The 16,291-nt window shown below is 46.6% G+C and carries 17 protein-coding genes; 7 read left to right on the forward strand and 10 right to left on the reverse strand.

Annotated elements, in window-relative coordinates:
- Positions 1 to 38: 38 nt before the first annotated feature.
- Complete coding sequence (locus AAV35_RS10210; protein ID WP_008588461.1) at positions 39 to 239, reverse strand: hypothetical protein; 201 nt, start codon at positions 237 to 239, stop codon at positions 39 to 41.
- A gap of 147 nt (positions 240 to 386) precedes the next feature.
- Here AAV35_RS10210 and bshB2 point away from each other — a divergent pair, with 147 nt between their 5' ends.
- Together bshB2 and AAV35_RS10220 are read left to right on the forward strand one after the other, a co-directional pair.
- The gene (bshB2, locus tag AAV35_RS10215; RefSeq protein ID WP_008588459.1) at positions 387 to 1,073 is read left to right on the forward strand and encodes a bacillithiol biosynthesis deacetylase BshB2; all 687 of its coding nucleotides are present in this window, start codon (positions 387 to 389) and stop codon (positions 1,071 to 1,073) included.
- A 184-nt stretch (positions 1,074 to 1,257) separates the two neighbouring features.
- Positions 1,258 to 2,007, forward strand: coding sequence for a FixH family protein (locus AAV35_RS10220; RefSeq protein WP_008588457.1), 750 nt, complete (start codon positions 1,258 to 1,260; stop codon positions 2,005 to 2,007).
- 51 nt (positions 2,008 to 2,058) lie between these two features.
- Here the strand turns inward: AAV35_RS10220 and typA are convergent, their stop codons facing one another.
- Positions 2,059 to 3,900, reverse strand: coding sequence for a translational GTPase TypA (gene typA / locus AAV35_RS10225; RefSeq protein WP_008588455.1), 1,842 nt, complete (start codon positions 3,898 to 3,900; stop codon positions 2,059 to 2,061).
- A gap of 115 nt (positions 3,901 to 4,015) precedes the next feature.
- Between typA and AAV35_RS10230 the strand changes: the two genes are divergently transcribed.
- The 3 genes from AAV35_RS10230 to AAV35_RS10240 all read left to right on the forward strand — a co-directional run bounded on the left by AAV35_RS10230 (position 4,016) and on the right by AAV35_RS10240 (position 6,697).
- Positions 4,016 to 4,927 carry an RluA family pseudouridine synthase gene (locus tag AAV35_RS10230; RefSeq protein ID WP_008588452.1) on the forward strand — a complete coding sequence of 304 codons (912 nt, stop codon included), beginning with the start codon at positions 4,016 to 4,018 and terminating at the stop codon, positions 4,925 to 4,927.
- Positions 4,928 to 5,039: 112 nt separating this feature from the next.
- On the forward strand, positions 5,040 to 5,993 hold the full coding sequence (locus AAV35_RS10235; protein ID WP_008588450.1) for a TIGR03571 family LLM class oxidoreductase: 954 nt from the start codon (positions 5,040 to 5,042) through the stop codon (positions 5,991 to 5,993).
- Complete coding sequence (locus AAV35_RS10240) at positions 5,990 to 6,697, forward strand: DUF5694 domain-containing protein (RefSeq protein ID WP_008588448.1); 708 nt, start codon at positions 5,990 to 5,992, stop codon at positions 6,695 to 6,697. Before AAV35_RS10235 ends, AAV35_RS10240 begins: the two co-directional genes overlap by 4 nt.
- Positions 6,698 to 6,738: 41 nt before the next feature.
- On the opposite strand, the gene AAV35_RS10245 is transcribed toward AAV35_RS10240, so the two are convergent.
- Positions 6,739 to 8,370 carry a BCCT family transporter gene (locus tag AAV35_RS10245; RefSeq protein WP_008588446.1) on the reverse strand — a complete coding sequence of 544 codons (1,632 nt, stop codon included), beginning with the start codon at positions 8,368 to 8,370 and terminating at the stop codon, positions 6,739 to 6,741.
- Between the two features lie 167 nt (positions 8,371 to 8,537).
- Between AAV35_RS10245 and AAV35_RS10250 the strand changes: the two genes are divergently transcribed.
- A complete protein-coding gene (locus AAV35_RS10250; protein ID WP_040609160.1) occupies positions 8,538 to 8,804 on the forward strand; it encodes a hypothetical protein in 267 nt (88 codons plus the stop codon).
- Here the strand turns inward: AAV35_RS10250 and AAV35_RS10255 are convergent.
- The 7 genes from AAV35_RS10255 to AAV35_RS10280 all read right to left on the reverse strand — a co-directional run bounded on the left by AAV35_RS10255 (position 8,797) and on the right by AAV35_RS10280 (position 14,961).
- Entirely contained in the window at positions 8,797 to 9,051 is a 255-nt protein-coding gene (locus AAV35_RS10255; protein ID WP_008588443.1) for a hypothetical protein, read from the reverse strand. The two genes, AAV35_RS10250 and AAV35_RS10255, sit on opposite strands and share 8 nt — an antisense overlap.
- 138 nt (positions 9,052 to 9,189) lie before the next feature.
- Positions 9,190 to 10,755 carry an acyl-CoA synthetase MbcS gene (mbcS, locus tag AAV35_RS10260; RefSeq protein ID WP_008588440.1) on the reverse strand — a complete coding sequence of 522 codons (1,566 nt, stop codon included), beginning with the start codon at positions 10,753 to 10,755 and terminating at the stop codon, positions 9,190 to 9,192.
- 151 nt (positions 10,756 to 10,906) lie between these two features.
- Positions 10,907 to 11,758, reverse strand: coding sequence for a YitT family protein (locus tag AAV35_RS10265; protein WP_008588437.1), 852 nt, complete (start codon positions 11,756 to 11,758; stop codon positions 10,907 to 10,909).
- Positions 11,759 to 11,912: 154 nt separating this feature from the next.
- The gene (locus tag AAV35_RS10270; RefSeq protein ID WP_008588435.1) at positions 11,913 to 12,782 is read right to left on the reverse strand and encodes a DNA-3-methyladenine glycosylase family protein; all 870 of its coding nucleotides are present in this window, start codon (positions 12,780 to 12,782) and stop codon (positions 11,913 to 11,915) included.
- A gap of 130 nt (positions 12,783 to 12,912) precedes the next feature.
- Entirely contained in the window at positions 12,913 to 14,217 is a 1,305-nt protein-coding gene (locus tag AAV35_RS10275; RefSeq protein WP_008588432.1) for a Na+/H+ antiporter family protein, read from the reverse strand.
- A 98-nt stretch (positions 14,218 to 14,315) separates the two neighbouring features.
- Entirely contained in the window at positions 14,316 to 14,465 is a 150-nt protein-coding gene (locus AAV35_RS14500) for an SE1561 family protein (protein ID WP_008588430.1), read from the reverse strand.
- A gap of 106 nt (positions 14,466 to 14,571) precedes the next feature.
- Entirely contained in the window at positions 14,572 to 14,961 is a 390-nt protein-coding gene (locus tag AAV35_RS10280; RefSeq protein ID WP_008588428.1) for an OsmC family protein, read from the reverse strand.
- A 144-nt stretch (positions 14,962 to 15,105) separates the two neighbouring features.
- Here AAV35_RS10280 and AAV35_RS10285 point away from each other — a divergent pair, with 144 nt between their 5' ends.
- Positions 15,106 to 16,275 carry an MFS transporter gene (locus AAV35_RS10285; protein ID WP_008588425.1) on the forward strand — a complete coding sequence of 390 codons (1,170 nt, stop codon included), beginning with the start codon at positions 15,106 to 15,108 and terminating at the stop codon, positions 16,273 to 16,275.
- The last annotated feature ends 16 nt before the right edge of the window (positions 16,276 to 16,291 follow it).

A 16,291-nucleotide genomic window follows, 5' to 3' on the forward strand; every position in this document is an offset into this window, starting at 1 on the left:
AGGATACGTCACTTCATTCAGAACCGATAATCACCACGTCAGGGTGTCGGTTCTTCATCACGTTCCACTTCCACGGTCTTAAGATTGCCTACTTCATCAAAATCAATATAAAGAAATTCTCCGGGCACTGCAAAAGCTTCCAGCCTTTCACGAAGTACCAGCAGCTCATCAGTTTCTTCCCTCTCCTGAACGAGGACGGCGAATTCTTGCTGGAATCGGGCAAGTTTGTAACGGTTCATTGTACCGCTCCTTCCTTTTTTCTGAAAATACCCTTTTATACCGTAATCTAAACAAACGTGCTTTCTCCAAAGAATCCATTTAAGCAGATGAATTTATATTTCTTTAAACTTCTATCATAATGAATATAGCTAAAGGAGGAAGTCTGTATGCTTAAGAACGAAAAACAGGTATTAGTTATTTTCCCACATCCGGACGATGAGGCATTCGGAGTAAGTGGCACTATATCCTCGTATATTAACCAGGGGATTCCGGTCACCTACGCATGTCTCACGTTGGGAGAAATGGGAAGGAATCTCGGAAATCCGGCGTTCGCCACGAGAGAGTCCCTTCCTGAAATAAGAAAAAAGGAACTGCAGAAAGCAGCGGAAGAAATGGGACTCAGCGATCTGCGCATGATGGGATACCGGGATAAAACACTCGAGTTCGAAGATGATGATAAGCTCCAGGGTCTGGTGGAAGATCTGCTGGAAGAACTGGAACCTTCCCTCGTCATAAGTTTCTATCCGGGGTATGCTGTGCACCCTGATCACGAGGCGACAGCCCGTGCAGTCGTCCGTGCCTTACGGAACATCAAAGAAGAAGAACGCCCTGCTTTTTATGCTCTCGCTTTTGCGAACGATACGGAGGAAAACCTCGGGCAGCCGGATGTGTCTCACGATATTTCGGAAGTCCAGGAACAGAAACTGAGAACACTGAAAGCGCACGACTCCCAGACATCGCAGCTCCTGAGCGATCTCGAAGCAGGAGTAAGAAGCGGGAATCCGGAAGCTATGAAATGGGTGACCCGAGAACAATTCTATTCATACAACTGGAAAGAAGACAACGTAGACTGACCCTCATTTTCAGGGTCAGTCTTTTTGCATACACGGGTGCAGTGTTTCCGGATTTCCGGATCTCCTGCTCCCCCGCCCCCCCCGGCCGGCATGGAATGAAAAAATATTTTAGGGAATGTTCACAGACGAAGTCCTGAAACCATGATATGCTGAAGGAAACACATAATAAAGGAGTATTACCCATATGAAAAAAGCAATCCCGTTCTTATTACTAATAATCACTCTTGCTGCCTGTGGTTCGGCATCTTCCGAGAAAGAATCCACGGATTCAGAGAAAAAGGAGGATGAAATGGCTGCCGCTCCTGTAGAGGTGGAGGTCAGCTTTGAACCTCACCCCCTCACGGCCGCGGAGAATGCAGATATTACCGCTACAGTGACCCAAAATGCGGAGCCGGTCAATGATGCCGAATACGTGGAGTTTGAAATATGGAAGACGGATCAGGGACAGGAGTCATCCGAAACGATTCAGGCCGTACAGTCGGAAGAAGGGAAATACACTACCCAGTACAGTTTCTCTGAGGCCGGCTCCTACCAGGTTATCGCCCATACACAGGCCCGGGGACTTCACACCATGCCTCAGAATGAAGTTACGGTGGAAGGCGCAGATGGACAGACTTCCGGAGATGATAGCCACAGTCATGCGTCCTCCCCTTTCGAAGTAACGCTTGAAAAATCCCAAAATGATAAAGGAACCGTATTAAAGACGACAATCAATAAAGACGGGGTTCCTTTCGAAAAAGGAGAGATCACTTATGAGATCTCGAGCCCGGAATCAGAGAAGCATGAATATGTGGATGCAGAAGAAACAGAACCGGGGGTTTACAGGGCCCGGCATTCCTTTCCTTCCAAAGGCACCTACACAGTGGCAGTCCATATAGAAAAGCCTTCCGAAGAGATTCATCAGCACCAGGAAAAGAAAGTCACGATCCAGTAGTTATTTAACACAAAAAAGCCGGAGACGAGGTCTCCGGCTTTTTCTGTTCTTCTATTCTTCAGCGTTCTGTAACTTATTTCTTTTAGCGGCACGGTCGCGTTCACCTTTGTTAAGGACTTTCTTACGAAGACGAACGTTTTCAGGCGTTACTTCGCAATACTCATCGTCATCCAGATACTGAATCGCTTCTTCAAGCGTAAGGTCACGAGTCTTCTTAATAGTGTTCGTCGTGTCCTTCGTAGCTGAACGTACGTTAGTCAGGTGTTTCTCTTTTGTAATGTTTACGGTCAGATCGTTTTCCCGGACGTGTTCTCCGACAATCATTCCTTCATAAACATCCGTACCAGGGTCGACGAAAATTGTACCTCTGTCTTCAAGGTTCATAATTCCGTACGTTGTAGCCTTCCCTTTTTCCTGGGAAACAAGTACGCCGCTGCGGCGTCCGCCGACATTACCTTTCTGTAATGGAGCGTATCCGTCAAACGTATGGTTCAGAATACCATACCCGCGTGTCTGGCTCATGAATTCTGTGGAATAACCGATCAGTCCACGGGAAGGTACGAGAAACTCAAGACGTACCTGGCCGTTACCATCGTTGACCATGTCTTTCATTTCACCTTTCCGTGTACCGAGTGATTCCATGACGGCACCCTGATACTCTTCGGGTGTATCCACCTGGACACGTTCCATCGGTTCACACTTCACTCCGTCGATTTCCTTGATGATTACTTTAGGTTTGGACAGTTGCAGTTCGAAACCTTCACGGCGCATATTTTCCACCAGAATGGAAAGGTGCAGCTCTCCACGTCCGGATACGGTAAAGGCATCCGGGGAAGAAGTAGGTTCCACACGCAGACTTACGTCTGTTTCCAGCTGAGTAAGAAGACGCTCCTCGATTTGACGGGAAGTCACAAATTTACCTTCCCTGCCTGCGAATGGACTGTTGTTTACAAGGAAAGTCATTTGCAGTGTCGGCTCATCGATACGCGGAATCTCCATGGCTTTCTGGTTATCTTTGGCCGTTACCGTTTCACCGACGTTAATGTCCTCAAGGCCGGCAAGTGCGATAATATCGCCGGCTTTCGCTTCAGTTATCTCCACCCGTTTCAGACCGATAAAGCCGAACAGTTTGGAGATACGGAAGTTCTTCACGGAGCCGTCTTTCTTCATAAGGGAAACGTTGTCTCCCACTTTCAGTGTTCCCTGAAAGACACGACCTACTCCGATCCGTCCGAGATAATCGTTGTAATCCAGAAGCGTTACCTGGAATTGCAACGATTCATCCCGGTTGTCGATCGGGGCAGGAATATTGTTCATGATAAGGTTGAAGATCGGTTCCATCGTCTCTTCCTGATCATCTTCCCCTTCTCCGGAAGTACCGTTCAGGGCAGAAGCTGTGACGACAGGGAATTCAAGCTGCTCATCGTCTGCACCCAGTTCGATGAAAAGATCGAGCACTTCGTCGATGACTTCCTGAGGACGGGCATTCGGACGGTCGATTTTATTCAGTACTACTACAGGCGTAAGCTTTTGTTCAAGTGCTTTTTTCAGAACAAAGCGTGTCTGCGGCATACACCCTTCATAAGCATCGACGACGAGAAGAACGCCATCCACCATTTTCAGAATACGTTCAACTTCCCCGCCGAAATCAGCGTGTCCTGGCGTGTCCAGGATGTTGATTCTTGAATCTCCATATTGAACAGCGGTGTTTTTGGACAGAATCGTAATTCCGCGTTCTTTTTCCAGATCGTTGGAGTCCATGGCTCTTTCACTTACATTTTCGTTGTCACGAAATGTTCCAGAATAACGTAACAATTGGTCTACTAACGTCGTTTTTCCGTGGTCGACGTGTGCAATAATAGCAATATTGCGAATATCATCTCTAAGTTGCACGGTGAAAACACCTCTTTCTACTCGTTTCAATTTTTAACCTACCTATTATAACATAGTGTAGACATAGTTCAACAACATGATTACAATAGATTCACAGAAAAGGGGGGAGAAGTCTATGGAACGACATGGTGAATGGCTACATATGACCGTACCCGAAAATTGGTCCGGAATAACAATAGCTAACGTAATGAAGAATAAATGGAAGGTGCCGAGAAAACTGAGACACGATTTCCGCTCCAACGAAAAAGTGTTGCTGAACGGCAGTCCTCCCCACTGGAAAACTGCTCCTGTGCGGTCCGGAGACATACTTTCCTTAAATTTTTTTCAACACGAAGACTTTACCCTTCCTGAATTCGAAATGGAGCTGGATGTCCTTTACGAAGACGACCACGTACTGGTCGTAAACAAACCGGCAGGAATGTTCACCCATCCAAATGGAGCTGCTGATATCCAGCAGACGCTATGGAATGGCATAGCCTTTTACTGCAGAAAACAACAATTACCCGTCTTACCTAAATATATTCACCGGCTCGACCGTCACACCTCCGGAGCCGTACTTTTTGGAAAGCACGCTCTGGCCACGGCGATACTGGGAGATATGATGAAAAACAGACGAATCAGCCGTGCATATGCAGCTAAAGTACACGGCCTTGTGGAAAATGACAACGGGCGTGTAGAGGTGCCGATTGCAAAAGACCCCGCTCATCCTGTAAAAAGAATGGTCGATGAAGACGGGCAGCCCGCCATTACTAATTATCACGTTGTACAGCGGGGACAGGATTATACACTTCTCAGTCTGAAACTGGACTCGGGCCGCACTCATCAGATCCGTGTGCATCTGAGTCACCTGGGGCATCCGCTCCTTGGAGATGAGCTTTATGGAGGACAGGGCGATGTACTTGGACGCCAGTCTCTGCATGCAGCCGCTTTGTCTTTCCCCCACCCTTTCACGGGAGAAATAATCACGTGTGCCGCTTCGTCCGAGACGACGCCTTTTTTCACAGAAGAAGAGTTACGCTCTTTCTGAATCGCAATATTGGGAAATTGCCTCGCCCTTTCTCTATACTGGGAAGAAAGCTATATCTTTACTTGTCTGCACAATCAGCCATACTTAATTTTTTGGAAAGGGGAGAATACTGTTGAAAGAGCATAAAGGATTCACTTCTATGTTTCAGAAAAGAAAACTTACGCTTGGGCTGAATATTCCTATAGAGGCTCACGGGAAAGAGGTACCCATACTTGATCGGCAGGTGGAGCGGGCACAACTGGCAGAAGAAGCCGGATTTTCCTGCTTATGGTTTCAGGACGTCGTACTTGAAGACCCTACGTTTGAAGATCCTGCCACCGGTCAGATTTTCGACAGTCTGATTTACCTCACTTATCTCGGAGCACACACAAAGTCGATAAATCTAGGTACTGCAGCAGTAGTAACGCCTTTACGTCATCCGCTCCGCCTTGCTAAGGAAGCTGCGAGTATAGAACGGCTTTTCCCGGAGAGACTAATACTCGGTATCTCTTCCGGAGACCGGCGTAAGGATTTCGAAGGGCTGAACGTCCCGATTATGGAGAGAGGACGCCTGTTCCGGGAATCTTTTGACTTCTTCAAAAGAGCGATAAGCGAAGAATACCCGGCACTCGAATCCCCCATGGGCAAACTCGATAAATCCAATCTTGTCCCGAAACCGTCTTCTCCCATACCTTTGCTCATGACCGGCTACTGTCAGCAGACGTTTGACTGGATTGCGGAAAATGGGGATGGGTGGATGTTTTACCCGCAAGCTCCCGAAAAACAGAAGGAGATGGTAGCATCCTACAGAGAGAAAGCAGCAGAGTTCCACGGAGATGAATTCCACCCATTTATTATGCCGCTTCCTGTGCAGCTGGAGGAAAACGAAGATGCCCCCCTTTCGAAGATTCCGGCAGGATACCGCGGTGGACGGAAAGCGATCGTTGATATTTTGAAAGAGTACAGGGAAATCGGAGTGAATCACATTATGTTCAACCTGGCCAAAAGTGAGCGGCCTGTAGAAGAAGTGATTCACGAATTTAAAGAATATATTATACCTGCTATTGAGGAGGAAAATTTCTCATGAGTCGTCTTTTACTGATAGCAGTACCTAACTTTTCAGTTCATCCCGACCTCGTCCAGGAGGAGAAAATTTCGTCTATTGCGGAGTCTTTCGCTTCATTTGAACCGACTGCGATAGCTATCGAGAAAAATTACTATGTGGAAGAGGAAGTCAACAAAAATCTCGATTCTTATCTCAGGGAAGAATTCATTCTTACTTATGATGCACTGGAGCAGTTCTCTTTCCGCACGGCAGAACAGGCAGGGCTTGCCGTCCTCTATATGGTTGATGAAATCGTGAATATGTCCGACCCTTCCCTCGATCAGGTATTTACCTGGGTGGAAGAGTATCAGCCGTCTTTGTTGAAGGAAATCATATCCATTAAACAAAAAGCGGACGCTTTTCGAACGTACGATGATATCCAGGGGGTTTTGGAACAGATAAACAGCGATACCTACATCACTCTCATTCAACACCTGCACGCCTCCATAAATATTGCAGGGGATCGGTATCACCAGGTCGGAACGGCCTGGCTGAAACAATATTTTGAAAAGAATCTGGCGATTGCCGCCAATCTGGAAAGAATGATCCGGCACGAAGAGCGGATCATTGCATTTGTAAGCGAGGAAACACTCCCCTTACTGAAAAATCTTTTAAAAAACAGCAATCGTATTACGCTGGAGCACCCCGACTCCTACTTAACCCGTCACAATTCTTCGAACGAATAAAAAGCCGCCTCTTCCTAGCTGGAAGAGGCGGCTTGATGTTTCTATTTTTGATCCTTTTGATTCTTTTGATCATCTTTGAAGACCTGGGAAGCGGCACGACGCTTGCCTTCTTTTTTCCAACGTTTAATATGAATCGTCGGTGATTCATAATCATCTTCTGATCTGATATCCGCGCTGGAAGCTTTCATGAACGACCAGGCAAGCAGGAACATTATGAAGATGAGCGGAAAACCACCTACGATACTGGCCGTCTGCAGTGTACCGAGTCCCCCGAGGAAAAGAAGAACAAGAGGCATCAGACACAGGGCAAAAGCCCAGAACAAACGGTTCCATCTTTCCGGTTCTCCTTCGATCTCTTTCTGAACGACAGAAGCAAGAATATAGGAAGAGGAATCGAATGTGGTTGCAAGAAAGATGATTGCCAGCACAGTGAATACAAACACCATAAAAGGAGCAAACGGCAGCTGGGCAATAATTTCAATGATGGTTGCCGGAGCACCGTTGGCCTCCAGGAAGGAGATTGCATCGAACTGACCGGTAAGCTGCAGATAAAGTCCGAAGTTCCCCATGATACCGAAGAAAAGGATACTTCCGAGACTTCCGTATACAATCGTACCGAAAATCATTTCGCGAATCGTCCGGCCTCTTGAAATCCTGGCAACAAACAGACCGACGAACGGAGCGTAAACGAGCCACCACGCCCAGTAGAAAACGGTCCACGCTTCAGGGAAGCCGGTTTCTTCAAACTGCCCAAGATTTCCAAAAGGTTCCATCCAGGTAGCCATTTTGAAGAAATTATCCAAAAGGACTCCGACAGCGTTGAACGTCGTTTCCAGAATGAACCGTGTCGGTCCCACAGCTAGTATAAAGGCCAATATAAATATGACCAGCCATATATTGATGTCACTCAGCACCTTAATCCCGTTTCTCAGCCCCGAATAGGAACTGACGGCGAATATAGCGGTTGCCACAAGCATAATGACAGCCTGCATTCCGAGAGTGACGGGAATGCCGGTCAAATAATTGACTCCCTGGGCGATCATCGGAGTACCGAGAGCGAGAGTCGTGCCGGCCCCGCCCATCAGACCGAACATAAATAATACATCTATGATATTCCCGACAGGACCGTCCACCCATTTTCCGAGGACGGGTCGTACTGCTTCACTTACTTTAAGTACAGGTTTTCTTCTTACGTAAAAGAAATATGATATAGGAAGTGCGGGTAAGGTGTAAATCGCCCAGGCGATTGGACCCCAGTGGAAAATCCCGTAAGCGGTAGACCACTGTATCGCTTCTTTCGATTCCGGCGCTATGCCAAAAGGAGGTCCCTGATAATAGTACACCCACTCTATGACACCCCAGTACAGAATACTCGAGCCGATACCGGCGGCGAATAACATGGCCGCCCAGGAGAACGTATTGAACTCCGCTTTTTCCCCTTCTTCACCGAGTTTTACATGACCATTCTTACTGAATGCTACAAATACGAGGAATGCAAAAACTGCCAGCCCCATGGCCATATAAAGAAAACCGAATTTATCGGTCATGAAATCGTTCGCTTGCCCTACCAGTTCTTTACCTGCTTCCGGAAATAAAATGAGCGGAACAGTTACAAGCAGTAGAAGAGCCAGTGCCCCAAAAAATGTGGGCCAATCCATAATCCGTTTATTCATTTTCTCCATCCTTTCCAAAAGCTTGTGTTGTTTCATTGCTGTGTACGGTTTAGTATTGTAACAAAGCCGTAAAATAAGTCAAAGGAAATTCATTACTTTCCGACCATATTATGGTTATTTTTACACAGTTTAAAAATATTAAAAAAGGGAATGAGAAAAAGTTATTCATGAAAAAATTCTTTGAAAAATGGAAACTTGATGCTTTACACGTACCCCTTGTAACCGCATACCCGGCAGGCTTCTGGCTGCTTCTTGGTTCGGTGGAATGGCACGCTACGACACTGACTCTTTATATATTATGCATCCTCTTTTTATCATTCTCCGGATTCGTGGAAACCGGTGGAGATTCAGGCAAAGAAATTTTTTTCGGCTACGTCTATCTGACAGGCGCCCTGTTCTTTTCTGCAGCCGGTTTGTGGATGTGGCTTATATAAAGAACAGGAAAGGCAGAATCATCGGTATCATGGTGATTATAGTGAAAATCAGCCACTCTGTCTTCCGGTCCCCTTTCACCTGTTTGTAATAGGACATCCCCCAGGCTAAAAGCAGCAGACCCGTCATAATTATACTCCTTAAATGCAAGTCCCCATCTTTATTATTCGTAAAGATGAACAGACCTCCCTCCACCAGTATCAGTATACCGACGATACTATTGAAGATATGATGAAATGTATTGCTCATGTTACTCTCTCCTTTCTACTTCCATCATACCTTATAGGTCTTCCTTCCATAAAACAAGAAAAATTCCCGCGCGAAAAGCTGTCTTTTTTCACTAAACAGGCGCAGAAGAGCGTTGTTCTTCTGCGCCTGTTTCTGATATTATTTCTCTTTCTTCCTCAATTCGATTCTCCGTATTTTTCCTGAAGTCGTCTTCGGCAGCTCCTCGATAAACTCGATTTTTCTCGGATATTTATAAGGGGCCGTTTCCGCTTTAACGTGATCCTGCAGTTCTTTGACGAGCTTCTCATTCCCGTCTACGCCGGACTGCAGTACTATAAAAGCCTTGACTACGTTACCTCGTACCTCGTCGGGACTTGCGACCACTGCGCATTCCTGGACGGCTTTATGTTTCACGAGAGCATCTTCCACTTCGAAAGGCCCGATCGTGTATCCGGAACTGATGATGATGTCATCACTTCGGCCTTCGAACCAGAAGTAACCTTCTTCATCTTTTTTAGCCTGGTCTCCGGTTATATAATAATCTCCTCTCCGGGACATTTTCGTACGTTCCGGATCTTTATAATATTCTTTGAACAGGGCCGGTGTATCAAGATGCACCGCTATATCCCCTACCTCACCGACTGGTGCCGGTTCACCTTCTTCATTGATTACATTCACATCGTTGCCTGGTGTAGGGCGGCCCATCGATCCCGGGCGTACTTCCATATCTTTCATAATCCCGACAAGCAGAGTGTTTTCCGTCTGACCGTAACCATCCCGTACTGTAATGTTGAAATGATTCTTGAACGTATCGATCACTTCCCGGTTCAGCGGTTCACCTGCGGATACGGCACTGTGAAGCGATTGAAGCGAATAATCATCAAGATTATCCACTTTGGCCATCAGCCGATACTCCGTAGGCGTGCAGCAGAGAACATTCACGTGATAGTCCTGCATAATCTGCAAGTACGTCCGCGGGTCGAATTTACCCTGATAAATAAGGCCACACGCCCCCGTGCCGAGAACGGAAAGGAAAGGTGTCCAGATCCATTTCTGCCAGCCCGGTCCGGCTGTAGCCCAGACTACGTCGTTCTCTTCTATAGCCAGCCATTTGGATGCAGCCGTCTTCAGATGGGCGTACCCCCATCCGTGAGTGTGCACCACACCTTTCGGGTTTCCGGTAGTCCCGGACGTATATGGAAGAAAAGCTGTGTCGTCCCTGTGGGTCGGAGCCGCTTCCAGTTCCTCCGATGTATTTTTTATTTTTTCTTCAAGAGATATCCAGCCTTCTTTCCCTTCTCCGACAGAAAACAGATGAAGATCATCGATTCCTTTTACTTCATCAAACTGTGAAGTGAATGGATGATAGCAGGCTACGGCTTTCGCCTCTCCGTGCTCTATGCGGTACTGCAAATCTTTTGCCCGCAACATTTCAGACCCCGGTATAATGATGATCCCTGTCTTCATAGCAGCAAGATATACTTCGTAGGCTTCAATCGTCCGCGGAATCATGATAACTATTTTGTCTCCCGGTTTCAGTCCTTCATTCAGGAAAGCGTTACCAATTTTGTTCACTCTTTTCATTAATTGCTGATATGTAGTTTCCTTTTTATTGCCCTCACTGTCAATCCAGATTAAGGCCTTCCGTTCTTCACCCCGGGCATACTTTTCCATTTCGGAAATAATATTATACTGTTCCGGTGCAATTAGTTCCTTTCTATTCATTAAAAATCCCCCCAAATAAAATGTATCTCTTTCATTATACCTAAGATTCTGATTTTTTGGAATGATTCAAACAATTATTATGCCAGAAAAAACCTGCTTCGAATAAAGAACTTTACGCAAAAGGGTTCTTTGTCCAAAGCAGGAGTATTTATCAGGAAGCTAAACGTTTGAAGTTTTCTCCCAGTATTTCATTCATTTTGTGTACAGTGATAAACGCATGCTCATCAATGAGAGTCATGGATTTTTTCAGGAGAGTGTATTCTTTTCTGGTCAGCACCGTAGTGATCACTTCTCTGTCCTCTTTGTTGAAAGCACCCTTAGCCTGATGGATAGTAGCTCCGCGACCCAGTTTTTCTACAATATACTGACGGACTTCGTCACTTTCCTGGCTGATGATGACGACTTCCTTGTTGTCTTCGAACTGTTCGAGAGCGTAATCTATAACGAGACCGTTCAAAATGACTCCGAAAAATGCATACATGCCGATAGCCGGGCCGAATACGAGTACGGAAGATATCGCGATAGCAATATCGGAGACGAGAACCCCTTTCCCGACTTCAATGGAGAAATATTTATTGAGAATCATAGCGATAATATCGGTACCTCCGGTGGAAGCACCCTGATGGAAGACGATAGCCATTCCGGAAGCTGCGATGATCTGACCGATAATCAGCTGAATCAAAATGTCCTCGCTGAGCGCTTCCTGAATAGGAAAATACGTCTCAAGCCCCCACACCATGAAGGATAAAGCGAAACCCGCATATATCGTCTTCGCGCCGAAACGAAAACCGAGAAAAATGAATCCGACGATAAATAAAAGAATGTTGAGTATAACCATAATCAGCCCGAGAGACAGTCCAGGGAAAACATTACTCATTACGATGGAAAGACCACTGACGCCTCCGGTAGCCAAATCGTTAGGAGACAGAAAGTAAGTTACGTTCACTGCTACAAAAAGAGCACCAAGATTCATCAGCAAAAAACTTTTCATTTGTTTCCACATGGAACACAACCCCCTCGTTTCATCCGTAATTTCTTCTAACAAAGACGGATTGTAACGAGTCTTACACCCTTTGTAAACAGGCTTCGGAAAACTTTCTCAAGTAAGCGGATACACCCTGAAACTTCTGAATTGTCTCCACATTCAACGCACTTTATTACTGTTCCATAAGACTTCTCCACAACAGGAGTGAAGCATAACTTCTGTAGGGTGCCCACTCCCGGCTGACCCGAAGCATTTCTTCCTGCGAAGGTTTCGATTCTTTTCCGAAATACAACTTCCAGGCGTTCTGGATCCCTACATCCGCTTCCGGAAAGAGGTCTGCACGGCCGAGTGCTCTCATCTGCCAGTTCTGGGCCGTCCACTTCCCTATTCCCCGCACTTTGGTCAGCTGCGTTATCGTATCTTCCGCACCAATCTGTTCAAAATCGTTCAACTCCAGCTCCTCGCGGGCGATTTTACCGGAAGTATCGATGACATATTCCGCCTTTCTCTGACTGAACTGCAGTTCCCGGAGGTCATCATATGCGAGTGAAGCCACTTTCTCCGGAGACGGATAAAACCAGACGCCCTTTTCCTTTTCCCCGAAATTTTCGACAAATCTGGTACTCAACCGATATGCGAACGTTTTATTAAGCTGCTGATGGATAATCACTCTCATGAGTGCATCATACATATGAAAACTTCGGACTACCGGTGTGGCCGGAAACTTTTTCTGAAGGTCGGCTAACGAAGTCCCGAGGAAGTGAGCGTCCATCTTTTCAAGATCAACGTCCCATTGAAAAATTTCGTAGAGTCTATTTACTACAGTATCTCTATCCCGCTCCCCCGTAACCCGGAACTCCGGCGCATCTCTTGTACCTGTAGACTGCACACGTGCGACTTCTCTTTCATTGCCATGAAGTACCAGCGGAACATCCACCCACTGTTCCTGCTTGTCCAGCCGGATGAGCGGGTCTTCTCCCATACGATCCAGTACAAACGAAAAATCATAACGGAACGGCAATTCGATATTTTCTGTCCACATAATCATTCCTCCCGCTTTTTCTCTACCTTACTTCAGTATAGACGAAACCTTAGGCTCTTCAGGAACCGTTGAAAATTAAAAGCCTTACTTCTTCCCGAAGAGAAAAAGTAAGACTTTCAATAAAGTGCCATCAGAATAGAAGGCTCGCCGCCCATCCGAAAATGATCAGAGGTATATTATAATGCAGGAAAGTCGGTACGCATGTATCCCAGATATGATTGTGACGACCGTCCGCATTAAGACCCGACGTAGGTCCGAGCGTACTGTCGGAAGCGGGGGACCCGGCATCACCGAGAGCCCCTGCCGTACCGATCAGAATAGCGATCGCCATAGGAGAGTAACCGACTTCCAGGCAAATCGGAACGAATAACGCAGCAAGAATAGGGACGGTAGCGAAAGACGAACCTATACCGATGGTAACGACAAGGCCTACGAGAAGAAGCACGAGTGAAATTACTGCTTTATTATCACCGATCATGCCTGAACTCGATTCCACGAGGTCCTGGACAGAAGCTGTTTCTGTAAGGACGTTAGCGAACCCGGCAGCCGTCAGCATGACAAAAGCGATAAAACCCATCATGGTTATGCCCTCTCCCATCGTACGATCACCATACTGAAAAGGAACGACTCTGAAGATGAACATAACGATCAGTCCGGCAAGAGCTGCAAATATAAGGTTCCCCCACACTGCCTGTATAAAGAGCGTCACTACGATCGCTATAATGGTGTAAACGTGCTGTTTTCGAAATGTCACCTGCTCATCTTTCGGTATTTCGGAAAGACCGCTTCCATCCGAAGCGCGCGGCTCCCTTGGTCTCCTGTAAGTGATAAGTACAGCGACGAGAAGACCGGTCACCATCCCGAGACCAGGTATTATCATCGATTTGGCGATCGTACTGATAGATGTTTCCACTCCATTCGACTGCATCGCATCCTGGATTGTCTGGTGGAAAATAAGACCGAAACCGAGCGGAATAGTGACATAAGGTGCTTTCAAACCGAATGTCAGTGCTGCCGCTACAGCTCTTCTGTCCAATTTCATCTGGTCGAACATGTGTAAAAGCGGTGGAATAAGAATCGGAATAAAAGCGATGTGTACAGGGACGACGTTCTGTGAGAGACTCGCCACTGCTGCTATGATGAATACGAGCCATACTTTTTTATCTTTCAGCAGGTGCAGGAGCGTCTGCACGAGAAGCGTCGTAATACCCGAAAAACTGATGGCGGCCGCAAAAGCTCCCAACAGTATATAACTGAGCGCCACCTCAGCCTGGTCTCCCATGCCGGCGATGAACAAATCCAGAGCCTCCGTCAGCGATTCTCCGTTCATCACTCCCGCTGTAAGACCTGCAGCTATAATTGCTACTATAACATTGACCCTGGCCAGACTGAGAATAGTCAAAACCAGCACGGATACAATAACAGCCGATGCCATCATCTCCACCCCTTTCATCTCATTAACGATTTACCATGATAAAGAATAAATATAAAAAAATCCACCCTTTCACATAATGTCTGAAAAGGTTGAAAAAGTCATTTCATTCTATCTTCGAGTTCATCAAGCATTCGTATCAGTTCATCAATGTCTTTGACGTCCGTTTCCTCCGGATCCAGTTCATCGATCCGTTCGGCGAATTGAGCCAACTTCAATTTCAAATTACTCAGTTTTTCCTGATCCTCCATAAAAAGCTCCTTTTCTTCTAAATCGATTCCAGTTCATGATAGTACAGTTCAACCGCACTGTCGATATTTTTTCCGGAGAAAAAGCCCTCCAGGCAGAGGGCTCCAGTCAGCTCAGTTGAATACACTCTATCGTTTCTTCAATGTCGATACTGTCTTTCACTGACTGCACCATCGAGCAGTTTTTTCTTGCTACTTCAAGGTTTTTAGCCAGCTTATCCTGGTTCAGATGATATCCTTTCACTACGTAATGAAGATGGACTTTTTCAATCCGGTTCGCTTCATCAGGGTTTCTTTTCACATCAGCTGTAAGATTGATGTCTTCATATTTGATCCTCTGCTTATCGAGAATTTTCCGGTACACACTCATGCTGCACCCGGCTATGGAAGCCGTCATCAGCTGGTAAGGACGGAAACCGTAATTCTCATCACTGGAAATATTAAGATTGTCGAACTCGAATGATGTACGGATGCCTTCATCTTTCAGATAAAATTCCATTCCCTCTCACTCCTCTGTTAAAATGCGTCTTTATTCATAGTATAACCGATTCATCTGTATTTCTAACGTAAAATTAATCTTCTTGCAAACGATCCCTCTGTTCGCTTATTCTGTAGGAAGACTTTACCGGAGGGAGGAAGTACCATGTTCAGTGTAAAACAGAGATTTCGTGTCTTAATAGGACTCGTTACTATTTCCGGTTTTTCTCAAGGGATGCTCCTCCCTCTACTGGCTGTCATTCTGGAACAGAACGGAGTATCCTCCTCTTTGAATGGCATCCATGCTACAGGTCTTTACATAGGTATTCTCCTTGCTTCCCCTTTTATAGAAAAGCCGCTCCGTTCCCTCGGCTTCAAGCCGATTATTATGGTCGGAGGTCTCCTGGTGGTTACGTCGCTGTTCCTTTTTCCTTTCTGGCAGTCCCTATGGTTCTGGTTCGCCCTCCGTGTAGCTATAGGTATCGGGGATCAGATTCTGCACTTCGGTACGCAGACGTGGATTACGACTACGGCCGACAAAGGAAGCCGCGGACGCAGTATCGCCTATTACGGGCTGTTCTTCAGTCTCGGTTTCACACTGGGCCCTCTTATGACCAATCTTCTTTCGGTCAGTACGTACTTTCCTTTCCTACTGGCTTCTTTCCTCAGTTTGGGCGTATGGCTGTTCATGCTGAAAGTGGGAAATGAATTTCCGGAGGAAGATTACGCCTCCGCTCACGGATCCAGTTCGTTCAGAAGATTCCTCAAAGCCGCCGCAATAGCCTGGCCCGCTTTTCTCGGTCCGCTCTGCTACGGCTTTCTGGAAGCGTCGCTGCACGGCATATTCCCGGTTTACGGCTTACGTATCGGTCACAACGTGCAGACCGTCTCTTTCATTATTCCGGCCTTCGCTGCAGCAAGTCTTTTATCACAGATTCCGCTCGGCCGCTGGAGCGATTCCATAGGGCGCCCTCGCGTCATACGCTATGCTCTTGCCGGAGGCACAGCCGCTTTTCTCATCGCTTCCTTCTACGAGTCTTCGGCCACTGTACTGTTTCTATGCTTTGCTTTCGCCGGGCTTTGTGTCGGATCTTTATTTTCCCTCGGCATCTCTTATATGACCGATCTTCTGCCCCGGGAACTCCTCCCTGCCGGAAATATATTATGCGGGATGTCGTTCAGCATCGGCAGTATTCTCGGTCCGTTTCTGTCGGGGATCGTTCTTGACATACTTCCGGGCCTGTCTCTCTTCTTTTTGATCGTAGGTCTGCTCGTCTTTATTTTTCTTGTGTTCTTCTTCAAAAAAGATGTATCCGTCACGCAGGACCCGGTCTGAAGTGTAGACGGGTCTT

Source organism: Salimicrobium jeotgali (assembly GCF_001685435.2).
Taxonomy (GTDB): domain Bacteria; phylum Bacillota; class Bacilli; order Bacillales; family Halobacillaceae; genus Salimicrobium; species Salimicrobium album.

Excerpts from the sequence above, each read along its gene's own strand:
- AAV35_RS10245 (WP_008588446.1), bottom strand. The coding sequence starts at position 8,370 with ATGAATAAACGGATTATGGATTGGCCCACATTTTTTGGGGCACTGGCT.
- AAV35_RS10220 (WP_008588457.1), top strand. The coding sequence starts at position 1,258 with ATGAAAAAAGCAATCCCGTTCTTATTACTAATAATCACTCTTGCTGCC.
- AAV35_RS10255 (WP_008588443.1), bottom strand. The coding sequence starts at position 9,051 with ATGAGCAATACATTTCATCATATCTTCAATAGTATCGTCGGTATACTG.
- AAV35_RS10285 (WP_008588425.1), top strand. The coding sequence starts at position 15,106 with ATGTTCAGTGTAAAACAGAGATTTCGTGTCTTAATAGGACTCGTTACT.
- AAV35_RS10265 (WP_008588437.1), bottom strand. The coding sequence starts at position 11,758 with ATGTGGAAACAAATGAAAAGTTTTTTGCTGATGAATCTTGGTGCTCTT.
- AAV35_RS14500 (WP_008588430.1), bottom strand. The coding sequence starts at position 14,465 with ATGGAGGATCAGGAAAAACTGAGTAATTTGAAATTGAAGTTGGCTCAA.
- AAV35_RS10210 (WP_008588461.1), bottom strand. The coding sequence starts at position 239 with ATGAACCGTTACAAACTTGCCCGATTCCAGCAAGAATTCGCCGTCCTC.
- bshB2 (WP_008588459.1), top strand. The coding sequence starts at position 387 with ATGCTTAAGAACGAAAAACAGGTATTAGTTATTTTCCCACATCCGGAC.
- AAV35_RS10270 (WP_008588435.1), bottom strand. The coding sequence starts at position 12,782 with ATGTGGACAGAAAATATCGAATTGCCGTTCCGTTATGATTTTTCGTTT.
- AAV35_RS10280 (WP_008588428.1), bottom strand. The coding sequence starts at position 14,961 with ATGGAATTTTATCTGAAAGATGAAGGCATCCGTACATCATTCGAGTTC.
- AAV35_RS10240 (WP_008588448.1), top strand. The coding sequence starts at position 5,990 with ATGAGTCGTCTTTTACTGATAGCAGTACCTAACTTTTCAGTTCATCCC.
- mbcS (WP_008588440.1), bottom strand. The coding sequence starts at position 10,755 with ATGAATAGAAAGGAACTAATTGCACCGGAACAGTATAATATTATTTCC.
- AAV35_RS10230 (WP_008588452.1), top strand. The coding sequence starts at position 4,016 with ATGGAACGACATGGTGAATGGCTACATATGACCGTACCCGAAAATTGG.
- AAV35_RS10250 (WP_040609160.1), top strand. The coding sequence starts at position 8,538 with ATGAAAAAATTCTTTGAAAAATGGAAACTTGATGCTTTACACGTACCC.
- AAV35_RS10275 (WP_008588432.1), bottom strand. The coding sequence starts at position 14,217 with ATGGCATCGGCTGTTATTGTATCCGTGCTGGTTTTGACTATTCTCAGT.